9 protein-coding genes are annotated in these 16,798 nt (G+C 71.4%); all 9 read left to right on the top strand.

Annotated features, from left to right (window positions below; translation table 11 throughout):
• Positions 1–27: 27 nt before the first annotated feature.
• The 9 genes from AB0H62_RS18255 to AB0H62_RS18215 all read left to right on the top strand — a co-directional run bounded on the left by AB0H62_RS18255 (position 28) and on the right by AB0H62_RS18215 (position 16,760).
• A complete protein-coding gene (locus AB0H62_RS18255; protein ID WP_220241865.1) occupies positions 28–477 on the top strand; it encodes an Lrp/AsnC family transcriptional regulator in 450 nt (149 codons plus the stop codon).
• A 95-nt stretch (positions 478–572) separates the two neighbouring features.
• The gene (locus AB0H62_RS18250; protein WP_220241864.1) at positions 573–1,292 is read left to right on the top strand and encodes an SRPBCC domain-containing protein; all 720 of its coding nucleotides are present in this window, start codon (positions 573–575) and stop codon (positions 1,290–1,292) included.
• A 92-nt stretch (positions 1,293–1,384) separates the two neighbouring features.
• Positions 1,385–2,908 (top strand): CehA/McbA family metallohydrolase, encoded by a 1,524-nt coding sequence (locus AB0H62_RS18245; RefSeq protein WP_360587018.1) that lies wholly within the window; start codon positions 1,385–1,387, stop codon positions 2,906–2,908.
• 94 nt (positions 2,909–3,002) lie between these two features.
• Entirely contained in the window at positions 3,003–3,833 is an 831-nt protein-coding gene (locus AB0H62_RS18240) for a hypothetical protein (RefSeq protein ID WP_220241862.1), read from the top strand.
• A gap of 90 nt (positions 3,834–3,923) precedes the next feature.
• Positions 3,924–4,058, top strand: coding sequence for a hypothetical protein (locus tag AB0H62_RS18235; protein ID WP_360587016.1), 135 nt, complete (start codon positions 3,924–3,926; stop codon positions 4,056–4,058).
• Between the two features lie 703 nt (positions 4,059–4,761).
• Complete coding sequence (locus AB0H62_RS18230) at positions 4,762–8,043, top strand: family 78 glycoside hydrolase catalytic domain (protein WP_360587014.1); 3,282 nt, start codon at positions 4,762–4,764, stop codon at positions 8,041–8,043.
• Between the two features lie 13 nt (positions 8,044–8,056).
• Positions 8,057–11,407 (top strand): glycosylhydrolase-like jelly roll fold domain-containing protein, encoded by a 3,351-nt coding sequence (locus tag AB0H62_RS18225; RefSeq protein WP_360587012.1) that lies wholly within the window; start codon positions 8,057–8,059, stop codon positions 11,405–11,407.
• A complete protein-coding gene (locus AB0H62_RS18220; protein WP_360587010.1) occupies positions 11,404–14,316 on the top strand; it encodes a glycosyl hydrolase in 2,913 nt (970 codons plus the stop codon). The genes AB0H62_RS18225 and AB0H62_RS18220 overlap by 4 nt, the downstream gene beginning before the upstream one ends.
• Entirely contained in the window at positions 14,313–16,760 is a 2,448-nt protein-coding gene (locus tag AB0H62_RS18215; RefSeq protein ID WP_360587008.1) for a beta-L-arabinofuranosidase domain-containing protein, read from the top strand. Before AB0H62_RS18220 ends, AB0H62_RS18215 begins: the two co-directional genes overlap by 4 nt.
• The last annotated feature ends 38 nt before the right edge of the window (positions 16,761–16,798 follow it).

The following is a 16,798-nucleotide window of genomic DNA, read 5'->3' as shown; positions in this document are numbered from 1 at the left end:
CCGTGGATCTGCCGGTAGATTGCGGGAATGGCCGAGACTCTCGACGACACCGACTGGGCGATTCTCGCCGAGCTGCAGCAGGACGGCCGGCTCGCGCTCACCGAGCTGGGCAAACGCGTGAGCCTCAGCGCCTCGGCGGCCACCGAACGGGTGCGGCGGCTCGAGGCGCTCGGCGTGATCACCGGCTACCGCGCCGAGGTCGACCTCGGCAAGGTCGGGTTCGGCGTGCTGGCCGTGGTGCGGCTGAAGTTCCCCGGCAACCGCCACGAGCCGCTGCACCGGCTGCTGGCCGACCGCGCCGAGCTGCTCGAGTGCCTGCGCACGACCGGCGACGACTGCTACACGCTCAAGGTCGCCGCCACGTCCATGGCGCATCTCGAGCAGCTCATGGGGGAGCTGGCTCGGTTCGGCAGCACGACCACGAACGTCGTCTACAGCCAGACGCTGCCGTACCGGGGGCCGCGCAAACCCGCCTGAGGAAATTTCCCGCCGATTTGTCGAAGCGCGCCCGCCCCCTCCGACGCGTCCGTGAAGGGGCGCACCGAGCGTCCCCTCCGAGCGAAGGAGACGACATGGGCACGGAGATCGACGTCCGGTGGGAAGGCGTGCTGGCGGGGACGCCGGAGCAGGTGTGGGACGCGTTCACCGCGCACACCGGCGGCTGGCTGTGGGAGATCGCCTACGAGCCGCGCCCCGGCGGGGCCGAGCGCGGCCTGACGCCGACCGGCGGCACTGTCGTCGAGTGGGACCCGGCGCGGCGGTTCGTGACGCGCGCCGACTCCGCCGACGGGTGGTTCAACCAGCTCGACTACGACCTCGAGCCCCGCGGCGCCGGCTCGCTGCTGCGCTACCGGCACCGCTCGGTGCTCGGCGAGGACCACGACGTGCAGCTCGACTCGTGCCTGCACCACACGAAGTTCTACTACCACTCGCTCACCGAGTACGTCCGCCACTTCGCGGGCCGCGACGCGACGTACGTGTCGGCAGGCGCGCCGGAGTCCTCGGCCGACGGCGGGTTCGCGGCGGTGTGCGACGCGCTCGGCGTGGGTGACGCGGCTGTCGGCGACCGGGTCGTGGCCGCGGGACCGACGCGGATCGACGGCGTCGTCGACTACCGCACCGACCGCTTCCTCGGCATCCGGACGTCCGGCGCGCTCTACCGCGTCTACGGCCGCGACGCGTGGGGCTGGCCGGTCGCCGTCGGGGCCCACGTCTTCGGCGGCCCGGCGGACCCGGAAGTGGCCTGGACCACTTGGCTGGCCAGTGTTTTCCCCGCGGGAACGGACGAATAGCCCGGGTCGCCGAGTGTTCACCCGCGCGTCGTTGATGGCGGCGCACGGCCTCGCCTAGCGTCGTGCCGTCTTCGACCTATGCGGAGGAACGCATGTCCACTGGGGATCTCAGCCGGCGTAACTTGTTGCGTGTGAGTGGTGTCGTGGCGGCCGGAGCGGCGATGGGCATGCTGCCCGGCGTCGCGTTCGCGGCTCCCGCCCCGGGCACGGCGCAGCAGACCAAGACGGTCACGGGCACGTTCAAGCCCGACGTGCCGGACTGGTACTACCTGCCCGTCGACGTGCCCCGCGGGGTCAAGCAGATCGATGTCGTCTACTCCTACGACCGGCCGACCGTGCCCGCCGGCGTGCGCGGAAACGCCTGTGACATCGGCATGTTCGGCCCCGAGGGCCACGACCTCGGCAACACCCGCGGCTTCCGCGGCTGGTCCGGCGGGTTCCGCGACCGCTTCTCGATCAGCGCTTCCGACGCCACGCCCGGTTACGTTGCCGGCCCGATCAAGCAGGGCCGCTGGCACGTGATCCTCGGCCCGTACACCGTGGCGCCGCAGGGCATGAACTACCGCGTGGACATCACGCTGACGTTCGGCGCGGACGACAAGCCGTTCAAGCCGAACCCCGCGCCGGAGACGGCTCCGGCGCGCCAGCGCGGCAAGTCCTGGTACCGCGGCGACTGCCACCTGCACACCGTCCACTCCGACGGCAGGCGCACGCCGGACCAGCTCGTCGCCGACGCCCGCGCGGCCGGGCTCGACTTCATCGTCTCCACCGACCACAACACCAAGAGCTCGCAGCTGATCTGGGGCGACTACGCCACCGACGACCTGCTGATCCTCAACGGCGAAGAGGTCACGACGCGCTCGGGCCACTGGCCCGCGATCGGCCTGCCCGCCGGCACGTGGATCGACTGGCGCTACCGCGCGTCCGACGCGGCGGACTTCCGGCACTTCACCGACCAGGTGCACCGCGCGGGCGGCCTGGTCACCGCGGCGCACCCGTTCGCGAACTGCTTCGGCTGCACGTACGAGTTCGCCTACGAGATCGCCGACCTCGTCGAGGTCTGGAACGGGCCCTGGACGGCCGACGACGAGGCCAGCGTCACGCACTGGGACGGCCTGCTGCGCGGCGGCCGCTGGATCCCCGCGATCGGCGACTCCGACGCGCACAACCCGGACCAGATCGTGGCCCTGCCGCACACCGTGGTGAAGGCGAACAGCCTCCGCCGCGCCGACCTGCTGGCCGGCCTCAAGGCGGGCCAGACGTGGCTGGCCGAGTCGAAAGACGTGAACCTGGAGTTCGGCGTGTCCGGAGGCGGGCGCAGCGCGGGCATCGGCGAGCGGCTCACGGCCGGCACCGGCACCGCGGTCACGGCGAGCGCGACGGTGACCGGCGCGCCGGGCACCACCGTCACGTTCCTCGACCAGCTCGGCCCCGAGCACGTCGAGACGGTGCCCGCCGGCGGCACCGCCACCGTGACGTGGACCACCTACCCGCGCTACAGCCGGTGGGTGCGCGTCGAGGTGCGGCGTCCGTCGGGCGGCCCGAACACCACCACACCGAACGCGATGGTCGCCATGTCCAACCCGATCTTCCTGGGTGCCGCCGACGGCAAGTGATCCCGGCCCGTCCTCCTTCACCCACACACGGGCCCTACCGGTCCTCCGGGCAGAATTGTCCGAACAGGTCTCGGCGAAGGGTGGGGGAGGACGGGTGCGCGGGTGCGGGGTCAAGGCGGCGATCGCTGCGGTCGTCGTGGTCCTCGTGGCCGTGGTCGTCGTGGTGGTGGTGCTGTCGCGGGGCAGCGTCGCGACACCCGGGTGCACGGTCACTTTGCCGCAGGAGCCGGGTCAGCAGGATCCGACGCAGTACACGCTGCAGCCCGAGCAGATGAGCAACGCGGCGACGATCGCGGCGGTGGCCTCGAAGGAGGGGCTGCCGTCGCACGCCGTCACGGTCGCGCTGGCCACCGCGTTGCAGGAGTCGAAGCTGCGCAACCTCAGCGGCGGTGACCGCGACTCGGTCGGCCTGTTCCAGCAGCGCCCGAGCCAGGGCTGGGGCACACCGGCGCAGCTGCAGGACCCGGTCTACGCGGCCACGGCGTTCTACGAGAAGTTGGCCAAGCTCTCGGGCTGGGAGTCGATGCCCATCACCGAGGCGGCGCAGGCGGTGCAGCGCTCCGCCGCACCCAACGCCTACGCCCAGTGGGAACCCGTCGCGCGCGCCGCGGCGAGCGCGCTGACCGGCCAGATCCCGGCCGCGCTGACCTGCCGCAACATCACCGTCGGCCCCGCCACCGCCGACCTCGTGAAGACCGCCAGCGCCGAGCTGGGCACGGCCCGCCTCAGCGGCGCCCACCCGGCCGCCCAGGGCTGGGCGATCAGCACCTGGCTGGTCGCCCGCGCCGCCACGGTGGGCGTCGACAAGGTCACCTTCGCCGGCCAAGCCTGGACGGCCGAGTCGGGTGCGTGGACGGCCGACCCGTCCGTCGGGCAGAACCTGACGTTGCACCAGGTGCCGGCCACGCCGCCCAGCTCGCGCTGACCGTCGGAGGGGGACGTCCTCCGCGCGGCGAGGGTCGCTGCCGGGCTGGTCCGCGGCAGTGGGGGAGGAGACCGGCGCAGGCCGCCTTGCGTGAAGCCCGAACGCGCACACCGGCCGCGAGGCCGGCGGCGTGATCAGGATGCCCGCCACGTGCTGCTGGTGCCGCCGGTCGGGCTGGGCGGCATCGCGCGCGAGGAGATCGGCGCTGCCGCAGAGGAAAAGTGACAGGGCCGGGTGTTCGGCGGTGTCCTCACCGTCCGGGGCCAAGTCGATGGCGGGCGGGTTGCGATCGTCGTGCATCCCGGGCACCTTGTCGTGCCCGGCCAAGCGCCGGGCCGGGCACGGCGCGCACGAACCGCAGCTCGGGCGTCGCCGCCTCGGCCTTCGCGGCCGTTCCCCAGGACTGATGCGCGGTCCGGTCTGCCGAGCACGGTGGAAACCATGGGGTTAAAACGTAACAAGAGAAGCTTCGGGGCTGGAAGTATCGCTTCGTCTCAGGGATTGCTGGTCATTGACTCCGCCTTCAAAGACATAGTAGCGTCAGCGCCCACGGCTTATGAAACCTTTCAACTCGGAGGTCGCGATGATGCGGCAGGGGTGGGGTCGCGTGCCCGTTGCGGAGCGCCCGCGAGGTGAGCTCGAGCGAGCAGGTCGAACCAGGCGAAGTGAGTCGGGCATCGCAAGGCAGGGCACGACAAGGTGAACGTGGGCGCGCCCGTCGAGACGCGGTAAGGCCGCGCGAGCAGTAGCACCCCGATCTCGTAGTAGCACCCTGGTTCCAGGGCGGCTTTCCTCTGGTCGGCACCGTCCCGTCCGAGTCAGGACACTTTCCTTGTCTCCCTGTCGAAAATCCTCGAGTCTTCCTCGAATTGAAACGATTCATCGTCGAATCCAGGCCGCTCACCGCCGGCCGTCCTCAGGAGCTGCTGTGCGCCACAGATCCCGCCGTATGCTCGGTTCCCGCCGTCTCCTCACCCTCGCTTCCCTGGCCTCCCTTGCCATGGCCGGCGCCGCCGTGCCCGCCGACGCCGCCGCGAGCCGGCACTTCACTGCCACCGATCTCCGTTCGAACCACCTCGACCGTCCACTGGGGACGGACGACACCGCACCGGCGCTGAGCTGGCAGACCGTCGTCCGGGACCAGACCTCGTACGAGGTCCAGGCCGCCACCTCGGAAGCGAGATTGGCCCACCCCGACCTCTGGGACACCGGCCGCGTCGCCGGCTCCACGACCGAACTCGACTACGCCGGGCGAGCCCTCGGCAGCCGCCAGCGCGTCTACTGGCGGGTCCGCGTCTGGTCCGGCCGCACGCCGTCGGCGTGGAGCACCCCCACCTGGTTCGAAACCGGCCTCACGAAACAGAGTGACTGGTCCGCCGGCTGGGTGGCGAACAGCCAGTGGAAGCTCAGTACCAAGCCCACGCAGCCGGTGGTCGTCACCCTTCCGGCGCAGACTGCCCGGTACGTGAAGCTCGACGTCACGAAGCTCGGCCTGCCGCTCGCCGAACAGCCGCTGGACAGCCAGAACCGCATGGTCACCACCGGCACCACCCGTCGCTTCCCCGACCTGACCTACCGGCTGCAGCTGGCCGAGCTCCAGGTGCGCGACTCGGCGGACCCGGGCGTGAACTTCGCCGACGGACGCCAGAAGTACGTCACCGCGTCGGAGACCGAGACCGTGCGCAAGGAGTGGGAGCCCGGCCTGATCGCCGACGGCCTCACCACGTCCAACCCCGAGGATGCCGGGAACGCCGGGTACCAGAGCGCGGCGCACACCAGTGCGGACGCGGACGTCTGGCTCACCGTCGACCTCGGTGCCGCGCACACCTTCGACCAGGTCGTGCTGTACCCGCGCACGGACACCCTCACCGCCGACGGCAAGACGCCGAACTTCCCGGTCGACTACACCGTGCAGACCGCCACCGACACGGCCGGGCCGTTCACCGTCGCCAAATCCGTGACGAACCAGCCCACGCCCGCCACCTGGCTGCCGCCCGCGTTACCGGTGTTCGCCACGGACTTTTCCGTGCACGGCCGCGTCACCAGCGCCCGGCTGTACGTCAGCGGCCTCGGGGTCTACGTGCCCAGCCTCAACGGCGCCCGCGTCGGTGACGCCGTGCTGGAGCCCGGCAACAGCGACTACGCCGATCGCGTCACCTACGCCGCCTACGACGTCACGAAGCAGGTGCGCGACGGCGCGAACACGGTCGGCATCACGGTCGGCAACGGCACTGCGGACTCGCTCCACACCTCCGGCCGCTACCGGAAGTTCGCGCGCACCGTGAGCGACCCGCAGGTGATCGCGCAGCTGGAGGTCACCATGGCCGACGGCACCGTGCAGCGGATCGGCACCGACTCCAGCTGGCGCACCACGCTCGGCGCCACCACCGCGTCGTACTGGTACGGCGGCGAGGACTACGACGCCCGCCGTGAGATTCCCGGCTGGGACAAGCCCGGCGCCGACCGCGGGGGCTGGTCCCCGGTGGTGCCCGCGACGAGCACGGCGAAACTGACCGCCCGCCAGAGCGAACCCGTCCGCGTGGTGGAACAGCTGCCCGGCAAGGAGATCTCGCGCCCGGCACCCGGCGTGCGCGTCTACGACGTCGGCCGCAACATCGCCGGCCTGCCTCAGGTGACGCTCACCGCGCCGGCGGGCACCAGCGTGCGGGTTTACCCGGCCGAAGCGTTGCGCGACGGGCAGGTGGACCAGTCCATCAGCAACGTCGGCGCGCCGATCTGGGACAGCTTCACGAGCAAGGGCGGCCAACAGACCTGGCACCCCGACTTCACCTACCACGGCTTCCGCTACCTCGAGGTGGTCGGCGTGCCGGACGACGCGAAGCTCTCGGTCACCGGCCTGCGCGTGATGGCGGACAACAGCTCCGCCGGCGACTTCGACTCCTCGAACGCGACCCTCGACGGCATCCACCGGCTCACGCGGGCCGCCCTCGAGAACAACATGCAGAGCATCCTCACCGACTGCCCGAGCCGCGAGAAGCTCGGCTGGCTGGAGCAGGACCATCTCGCCTTCGACACAATCGCCCGCAACTACGACGTCGAGGCCTACCTCGGCAAGATCGTTCAGGACATGGCCGACGGGCAGGAGGCGAGCGGCCTGGTGCCCAGCACCGTGCCCGACTACGTGACGCTCGCCGGTGCCTACCGCGACGACCCGAACTGGGGCGGCGCACTGGTCCAGGTGCCGCTCAAGGCCTACCAGACCTACGGCGACAAGGAACCGCTCGCGCAGTACTACCCCGCGATGCAGAGTTACCTCGGCTACCTGCAAGGTCAGTCCGCTCGGTGGGTCGATGGCGTGTACGACTACGGCCTCGGCGACTGGATCACCACCGAGTCACCGGCGATGCCGCGCCCGATCGTCGGCACCTTCGGCGTCTGGGCGGTCGCGGACGGGCTCGCGCAGGTCGCGACGGCGCTCGGCCACAGCACCGACGCCGCGACCTACCGCGCTCAAGCCGACGCGATGGCCAAGGCCGTGTGGGCGAAGTACTACGACACCGCGACCGGCCTGTTCGGTGGCGGCGGTCAGGGCGCGACCGCCCTCGCGCTCGACATGGGCGCGGTGCCTGCCGCGCTGCGGGCCGGTCAGACCCAGCACCTGGTGGACACCATCGAGGCCGCCGGCTGGCACCTGGTGATGGGAGAGATCTCCTTCCCGTCCGTGCTGCGGGTGCTCTCGCAGGCCGGCCGCGACGACGTCGTGTACCGGATCGCCACGCAGACCACCAGTCCCAGCCTGGGCCACCAGGTTCAGGCGGGGCTGACCGCGCTCGGCGAAACCTGGGACGGCGGCAGCGGCCAGTCGCAGGACCACTTCATGCTCGGCGCGATGGACGGGTGGCTCACCACCCGGCTGACCGGGATCGGCCAGGCCACGGGCTCGACCGGCTTCCGGGACCTGGTGATCGACCCGGCGGTGGTCGGTGACCTGAAGTCCGCGGCCGGCAGCTATGAGAGCACTCACGGCCGCATCAGCACGGCGTGGACGAAGTCGGACCGCGAGTACCGGCTGGCCGTGACGGTTCCGCCGGGCAGCACGGCCGAGGTGCACGTGCCGCTGTTCCGCGACGCCCGTGGACACTACGCGCTGCCCACCGGCGCCCGGCTCACGCGGATCGACGGGGACGACGCGGTCTTCCGGGTCGGCTCGGGCTCCTGGACCTTCCGATCCTCCATCCCGCGCGGCTGAGAAGGGGAATCCCATGCACAGGACATTGATGTCGCTCGTGCTCGCGGCGGCCACGGCACTCGGCGTGGTCACCGCGGCAGCCCCCGCCACGGCCGGGCGCGACCCCGGCCCGGCCGCTACGACGAACCTGGCCCGGTTCGACCCCGCCGCCTTCGCGAACCCGCCGAAGGACAGCACCCCGTCGATCTACTGGTACTGGAACAACACCATCACCAGCGACATCACCGACCGGCAGATGGCCGAAATGCGAGCCAAGGGCGTGTACGAGGCGGTGATCTTCCCGCTCGGCGGCGACACGATGAAACCGGTCTTCCTCAGTGAGGACTGGTTCACGCTCGTCGGCCACGTGCTGCGCGAGGCACAGCGCACCGGCATGAAGATGTGGCTGTTCAACGACAACAACTTCCCGAGCGGCCGCGGCGCGAACTACGTGGTCGACGGCGGCACGCTCGGCAACCGCACCATCGCCGCGCGCCCGGACCTGCGGCTGAAGGGCCTGCTGCGCTCGACCCGGATCGTCACCGGGCCGTCGACGCTGCAGCTCGCGGAGACCTCGGGGCTCAGCGTGGACACCGGCAAGCTGGTCGTCGACCCCGCCACCAGACCAGGTGCCGCGCCGATCACGGCCGGCGCCGGCTGGAGCGACTACACCGTGAGCGGCAAGGTCACGCTGACCACCGGTGGGGTCCAGCTGGCGGTGCGCTCGGACGGTACCCACGGCTACCTGGTGGACGTGGACTCCAAGGGCGCGGCCAGCGTGTACAAAGTGGACGGTGCGAACCGGACGCGGCTGACCACCGGCGTCAACACCCCGGGCTTCACCCCGACCCACGTGCAGACGGTGAGCGTCACCGTTTCCGGGAGCACGATCACCCCGAAGATCAACAACACCGTGCAGCCCGCGGCCACCGACGCGAGCTACCCGACCGGCGCCGCGGCGGTGTCGGCCGAGGGCACGCAGCGTTCGCTGTGGGACGACCTGACCGTCACCGCGCCGGACGGCACCAAGTTGTGGTCCTCGACCTTCGACGACGCCACCGCGCTCGCGGACTTCCCGCAGGACCGGGCGGACCTCGATGGCGTCACCGCGGCGGCCGCGCGGCCGGTGGGCACGAACGCCGCCGTGGAGCTGAAAGGCAGCACCTGGCAGGTGCCCGCGGGCCGCTGGCAGGTCGACGTGTACTCGCAGGTCCTTCTGCAGGACGACTCCAGCGGCTACACCCGCGGGTACCTCGACCTGCTCGACCCGAACGCGACGGACGCCTTCCTGAGCATCGCGCCCGAGGAGTACGTGCGCCGCTTCCCGTGGGCGATGGGCACGGTCGTGCCCGGGTTCTGGGACGACGAGCCGTTCATCGCGTCGGCGCAACCACACCCCTTCAAGCGCCTGCCTTCCTCACCCGGGCTCGCCGATGCCGTGCGCGCGGCCGGCGGTACCCCCGGCGTCGCGTACACCGCGGCGGCCGACGGCCTCGACCCGGTCGCGGACCAGGCCGCCGGCGCGTACTGGCGAGCCGTGGACAACCTGTTCTCCACCAGCTACTACAAGCGTGAAGCCGACTGGATGGCCCAGCACCACCTGAAGCTGATCTCCAACCCGCTGCTCGACGAACAGGGCCCGCAGCAGCGGATGAACTCGACGGGCGACCTGTCGAAGGACAACCAGTGGGCGCAGGTGCCCGGCAGTGACATGATCACCACCGACTACACCGCCGGTCAGCAGACCACCCTGGCGCGCAACGCTTCCTCGGCCGCCCACCAGAGCGGGGCACCGCGGTCGCTGATGGAGACCTTCGGCAACGCGGGCTGGCAGGTGGCGCCGGACTACATGCACGCCACCGTCGGCGCGCTGGCCACCCGCGGCGACAACCTCACCTTCCTGCACGCGATGTACACCGACGAGACCTCAGTGACCTTCGCGCCGCCGTTCGGGCCGCGCAGCACGTTTTGGGAAGACATGCCCGACGTGGACGCGTGGATCGGCCGGGTGATGGAGCTCGGCCGCGGCAAGAACCTCGCCCGGACAGCTCTCGTGCAGCCGCAGCGGGCCGCCGAGCAGACCCGGGTGTCCGACGCTTCGCACCAGTTGGACGCCGACTTCTCGGGCACGGCGTACGCGCTGGAACGAGGGCTGGTCGACTTCGACCTGTTGAGCGATTCGTCGCTCTCGGGTGATCCGGCCGCACGCTTCCAGGCCGTCCCGCGCGGCGGGACCCTGCAGGTCGGCCAGGCGGACTACCGGCTCGCGGTGCTGCCGCGCACGCCGGTCCTCGATCTCGCGACCGCCCGCTCGCTGGCGAAGTTCGTGCAGACCGGCGGCCACCTCGTCGCGGTCGGCCCGCTACCGGCCCGGGAGGCGACCGGTCGTGACACCGACCTGACGCGTGAGCTGCGGAACCTGTTCGGCGACGCGGGCGCTTCGTGGGCCCGCCGCGGTGCCGGCGCGGTCGCGCTCGTGACCGACGTGAACGCGATCGCGGGCCTGGCGCAGAACGCCGGGTTCGGCGCGGCGCGGCTGCAGCCCGCGGCGGATGCCGTGCGGGTGCAGCGCACCGGCCGCGGCGCCGACACGGCGTTCCTGCTGAACAACGAGAGCGACGCGGCGGTCACCACCACCGTGACGTTCCCGGTAGACGGCACGCCGGAGATCTGGGACCCCCGCACCGGCACGGCGAAGGTCGCCACGGCGTACTCGAGCGGCCGGGCCACCACCGGCGTCCCGGTCACGCTCCAGCCGTACGAGACGCTCGGTGTGGTGTTCCGCAAGGGCGTCCACGACACCGCGCACCTGACCGACGGCACCCTGCCCGCCGGCTCGGTTTCCGTGACCGGGCGCGACATGCAGGCCGCGGTGACCGCGACGGCACCCGGCACATACGCGCTCACCGGCCAGGCGAACGGCCGTGCCTACCGGGGCACCGTGCGCGTCACCGACCCGCTGGCGCCGATCGCGCTCAACGGGCCGTGGACCGTCCGGCTGGACCAGGACGGCGCCGTCGCCACAGAGCGGCCGCTGGGCTCCTGGACCGATTTCGCGCCGACGTTCTCGGGCAGCGCCGTCTACACCACGACGGTGACGCTCACGGCCGCGGACCTCGCGCGGCGCAAGCTGGTGCTGGACCTGGGCGAGGTGCACGACCTCGCCACGGCAACGGTGAACGGCACCACGCTGCCCACCGCGCTCTGGCACCCGTACACGGTGGACGCCACGAAGGCGCTGCACCCGGGCGTCAACACGATCAGCGTCCGCGTCACCAACACCCTGGCCAACGTGCGCAACAAGATCCTGCCGTCGGGTCTCGTCGGCCCGGTCGCGCTGCGCCCGCAGGCCGCCGTCACCGCCAGGCTGGAGGCCACCCGATGACCGTCACCAGACGTACCGTGCTCACGATCGGCGCGGCGCTCGGCGTGGGCGCCACCCTCTCGTGGGCCCCGCCCGCCCTCGCCGCACCGGGGAAGTCCTTCGCCCGCCAGTTCGCGAAGCCGGACGCCTCGACGGCCGCCAAGTTCCGCTGGTGGTGGCCGCACGGGCTGGTCGACCTCGCCGAGATCGCCCGCGAGGTGGACCAGATCGCCGACGCCGGGTTCGGCGGCGTCGAGATCCAGGACGTGCACCACAGCGTGCAGACCGTCATGGACCCGGAGCACCACGGCTGGGGCACCCCCGCGTGGCTCGCGGCCGTGGAGGCGGCCCTGCGGCGGGCGAAGGCCCGCGGCCTGACCGTCGACCTCGCGATGGGCCCGTGCTGGCCGACCGCGGTGCCGACCATCACGCCGGACGACGGCGCGGCGAGCAAGGAGCTGGCCCACGGTGTCGTCACCGTCGAGGGCAGTTACACCGGGCCGCCGCCGGCCGCGCTGGTGCCCGCCGAAGCCGGCGTGGGCAAGCAAGAGCTGGTCGCCGTCCAGGCCGCACAGGTGGTCGGCTCGGCCACCGCGGCCACGGTGACGCTGGACCCGGCGTCGGTGCGGACCGTGGAAGTCCACAACGGACAGATCAGCTGGACCGCGCCGGAGGGCACCTGGATGCTGCTCGCGTACTGGGCCCGCGGCTCGGCGCAGCAGCCGGAGGCGGGTCCCCACACCACGCCGCTCGCCTACGTCGTCGACCACTTCAGTGCGGCGGGCACGAAGGTGGTGCTCGACGAGTGGAACTCGACGATCCTCACCCCCAACATCCGGAGCTTGCTGAAGGACGTCGGGGGCGACCTGTTCGAGGATTCGCTGGAGATCGAGACCGACGCGACGATCTGGACACCGGCCTTCCTCTCCGAGTTCCGCAAGCGAGCCGGGTACGACCTCCTGCCGTACTTGCCGGTGGTCGTGCAGAAGTCCGGCAAGTTCCCGTTCGCCTTCGACGCCGACACCTCGAACCACGTGCGTGACGACTACAACCAGGTGCTTTCGGACCTGTACCACGAGAACCACCTCATCCCGGTGCGGGACTTCGCGCACGGGCTCGGCATGACCATGCGCGTGCAGCCCTACGGTCTGCAGACCGACGCCCTCCGCAGCGCGGCGCTGCTGGACGTGCCGGAGAGCGAGTCGCTGGGGTTCAAGAACCTCGACGACTACCGGGTCCTCGCGTCCGGCCGGGACATGGGCGGGCGCCGGCTGCTCTCGTGCGAGTCCGCGGCCTACGCCAACGGCGCGTACAACACCACCTGGGACAAGGTGCTGCAGACGATGGGCAGCGTGTTCGCGGGCGGGGTGAACCAGGCCGTGCTGCACGGGTTCGCCTACGCCATGGCGCCCGGCGCGCAATGGCCCGGGTTCGCGGCTTTCTCGCCGTACAACGGCACCGGCATCGGCTACGCCGAGGCGTGGGGCCCGCGGCAGCCGACCTGGGGGCACGTGCCGGACATCGCCGGTTGGTTCGCCCGTACGCAGCTGGTGCTGCGCACCGGACGGCCGCAGGTGGACCTCGCCTTCTTCCGGCAGAAGGGCTGGACCTCCACCGGCATCGGCGCACCGTGGGCGACCAACGACGGCATCCCGGCCGGCTGGACCCACGGCTTTCTCAGCGAGGCGGTGCTGGAGCTGCCCAGCGCTGTCGTCCGGCACGGCCGGCTGGCGCCCGACGGACCGGCGTACAAGGCGATGATCCTCGGCGGTGACCAGTTCCACGGCAGCGAGCACACGCTGTCCGTGCCCGCGGCGCAGCGGCTGCTGGACTTCGCCAAGGCGGGCCTGCCGACGATCGTCATCGGCACCTGGTCCGACGTGCGTGCCGAGGGTATCGTGCTGACGGGGGAGAACGACCGGCTGAAGTCCCTGGTCACGGTGTTGCTCGCGCAGCGCACGGTCCGCGTGGTCGCCGACGCGACCGGTATCCCGGCCGCGCTGGCCGAGCTGGGCGTCACGCGCGATGTGGAGCACGACCCGTCCACCGTGATGAGCGTGCACCGCATCGACGGCGACACCGACTACTACTACCTCTGCAACGCCCGGCACGCGGAGAACCGCAAGATCACCGCGGTCACGCAGGACGTCTGGCTGACCGCGCAGGACCGCGACGCCCAGCCGACCGTGCTGAACGCCTGGACCGGCGAAGCCGAGCGCCTCGGCGTGTTCTCCCGCTCGGGGGACAAGGTGCGGGTCTCGGTGTCGCTGAACCCGGGCCAGTCGGTGATCATCGCGCTCGGGCGAGCCGATCGCGGCCCACACGCCGAGTCGAGCGACGCGGCCGAGGTGCGTTACCTCGACGGCGAGCTCGTGGTGCGGGAATCGGCCGCGGGCACGTACTCGACGACGCTGTCGAACGGACGCGTCGCCCGCACCGCCGTCGCAGCCCCACCCGCGCCGATCGGTCTGTCCACTTGGGGCCTCGAAGTGGAGGACTGGCAACCGGGCGCGACGCCGACGCAGACGATCAAGCCGAAGCGGCGGTTCTCCTTGACGGCGCTCGCGGCCTGGCCGTCGATCCCCGGGCTGGAGGACGTCTCCGGCATCGGCCGGTACCGCACCACCGTCGACCTGGGCCGGTGGGAGCGCGGGCTGGGCGCGTATCTGGACCTCGGGGAGGTGTTCGACACCTACGGGGTGCGGGTGAACGGCACGGCGCTGCCACCGTCGGACGTGCTCGACACTGTGGTCGACATCGGGCCGTGGCTGCGGTCCGGGCGCAACAGCATCGAGGTGGAGATCGCCACCACACTCAACAACCGGCTCCGGGTGAGCCGTCCCGAGGTGTTCGCGATCGCGGCACGGCAGGCCTACGGGCTGGTCGGACCGGTGCGCCTGCTGCCCTACCGACAGGTGGAAGTCCGATGAACGTCACCCGGCGCACCGCGCTCGGCCTCGGTGCCGCGCTCGGCCTGGCGGCCGTGGTTCCTCGGACCGCTTCGGCTGCCGGCGGGGTTTCGGTGCGGCCGGTCGCGCTCGGCGGGGTCCGGTTGCTGGAGAGCCGGTACCTGGCGAACATGCGCCGGACCGTGGCGTACCTGAGGTTCGTCGACCTCGACCGGCTGCTGCACACGTTCCGGCTGAACGTCGGCCTGCCGACCTCGGCCGAACCGTGCGGTGGCTGGGAGGCCCCTGATATCCAGCTGCGCGGGCACACCACGGGGCACCTGCTGTCCGGGCTGGCGCTGGCGGCCGCGAACACGGGTGACGCCGAGCTGGCCGCGAAGGGCGCGACGCTGGTGGCCGCCCTGGCCGCGTGCCAGGCGGCGGCGCCGGCCGCGGGGTACAACGAGGGTTACCTGTCGGCGTTCCCGGAGTCGGATTTCGCCAACCTCGAAGCCGGGAAGTCCGTGTGGGCGCCGTACTACACGATCCACAAGATCCTCGCCGGGCTGCTGGACCAGCACCGGCTGCTCGGCACCGCCGGCGCTTTGGACGTCGCCCGGGGCATCGCGCGCTGGATCGACGCGCGCACGGCGCCGCTTTCGCACGAGGCCATGCAGAAGGTGCTGCACACCGAGTTCGGCGGGATGAACGAGGCGCTGGCCAACCTGTACGCGATCACGCGGGACCCGCTGCACCTCACGCTGGCCCGGCGGTTCGACCACGACGAGATCTTCACGCCGCTCTCGGCGGGTCAGGACACGCTGGCCGGGCGGCACGCGAACACCGACATCGCGAAGATCGTCGGCGCGGCGGCGGAGTACGACGTGACGGGCGAGCAGCGCTACCGCACGATCGCGACGTACTTCTGGGGCCAGGTCGTGCACCACCACAGCTACGTGATCGGCGGCAACGCCAACGCGGAGTTCTTCGGGCCGCCGGACCAGGTCGTCAGCCAGCTCGGCGAGAACACCTGCGAGAACTGCAACAGCTACAACATGCTCAAGCTCGGCCGGCTGCTGTTCCTGCAGGATCCGGACCGCACCGAGTACGTCGACCACTACGAGTGGACGCTGCTCAACCAGCTGCTCGGCGAGCAGGACCCGGACTCGGCGCACGGGTTCGTCACCTACTACACCGGGCTGACGCCGGGGACCGAGCGCAAGCCGAAGGAAGGCGTCACCTCCGATCCCGGCACGTACAGCAGTGACTACGGCAACTTCACCTGCGACCACGGCACCGGCCTCGAGACGCACGTGAAGTACGCGGAGAACATCTACTTCACCTCGGACGACACGTTGTACGTCAACCTGTTCATCCCGTCCACAGTGGACTTCCATGGTGCCTCGGTGCGGATGGAGACGGAGTACCCGTACGACGAGACGGTGCGATTGCGCGTCGACGGCTCCGGCTCGTTCGCACTTCGTGTGCGGATCCCTTCGTGGGTCTCGTATCCCCTGCTCACGGTCAACGGCTCCTCGGTTCCTGCTCAGCCGGGCCGGTTCGCGACCATCCGGCGCCGGTGGCGCGCGGGAGACGTCGTCGAGCTGCACCTGCCGATGGCCGCGCGGTGGCTGCCCGCGCCGGACAATCCCGCGGTGCGGGCGCTCACCTACGGCCCGCTGGTGCTGGCCGCCCGGCACGGCTCGGAGGTGCCGCCGGTGATCCCGACGGTGGACCCGCGCACGCTGCGGCGTGAGCCGGGGCGGGCGGAGTTCGGCGTGCTGGCGGGGGAGCGACGGCTGCGGCTGAGCCCGTTCCTGGACGTGCAGCACGAGCACTACAGCGTCTACTTCGCCTCGCCACCGGACCGGCCGGCGCGGAAGACCGTGGCGCTGTACCCGCTCGGTGCGGACCTGTCGGAACAGACGCATCGCTGGCCGGCCGCGGTGCTGGCCGGCGGCGCGGCGGTCGGGGAGCGGGGCATCGAGCTCGACGGGGTCGACGGCCACGTGCGGCTGGCCCCGGGCCTGCCGGCGAACCTGACCGAGCTGACGGTGTCGATGTGGGTCCGCCCGGACACGATCGTCAATTCGGCGCGGGTGTTCGACCTCGGGTTCAACGCGCAGTCGTATCTGTTCCTGACCCCGCGCAACGGCAACGGCGTCGCCCGTTGCGCCATGAAATTGGGCGGCATGGAGGCGGAGGACTTCGTGGACGCCGCCGTCGCCCTCCCGGCCGGCGTCTGGACCCACGTCGCGGTCACCGCGGGAGCCGGCTTGCGGCTGTACTTCAACGGGGAGCTGACCGGGATGAACCCGGCACCGCTGATGAGCCCGCTCCTGCTGGGCGCCACTCAGCTGAACTACCTCGGCCGTTCGCAGAACCCGAAACACCCGTACCTCCGCGGCGCGGTCGCGGATTTCCGGCTGTACGGCCGAGCGTTGGGGGAGGAGCAGGTGCGGGCACTGGCCGCGGGGCAGCGCTGAGACCGTTCGCAGTCCGGACAACGGCGGCGGCCCGGCCC

The organism is Amycolatopsis sp. NPDC050768, from assembly GCF_040654155.1.
In the GTDB taxonomy this organism is placed as follows: Bacteria; Actinomycetota; Actinomycetes; order Mycobacteriales; family Pseudonocardiaceae; genus Amycolatopsis.
The sequence above is the reverse complement of the archived record's forward strand: the minus strand, read 5'-3'. Positions and strand labels throughout refer to the sequence as shown.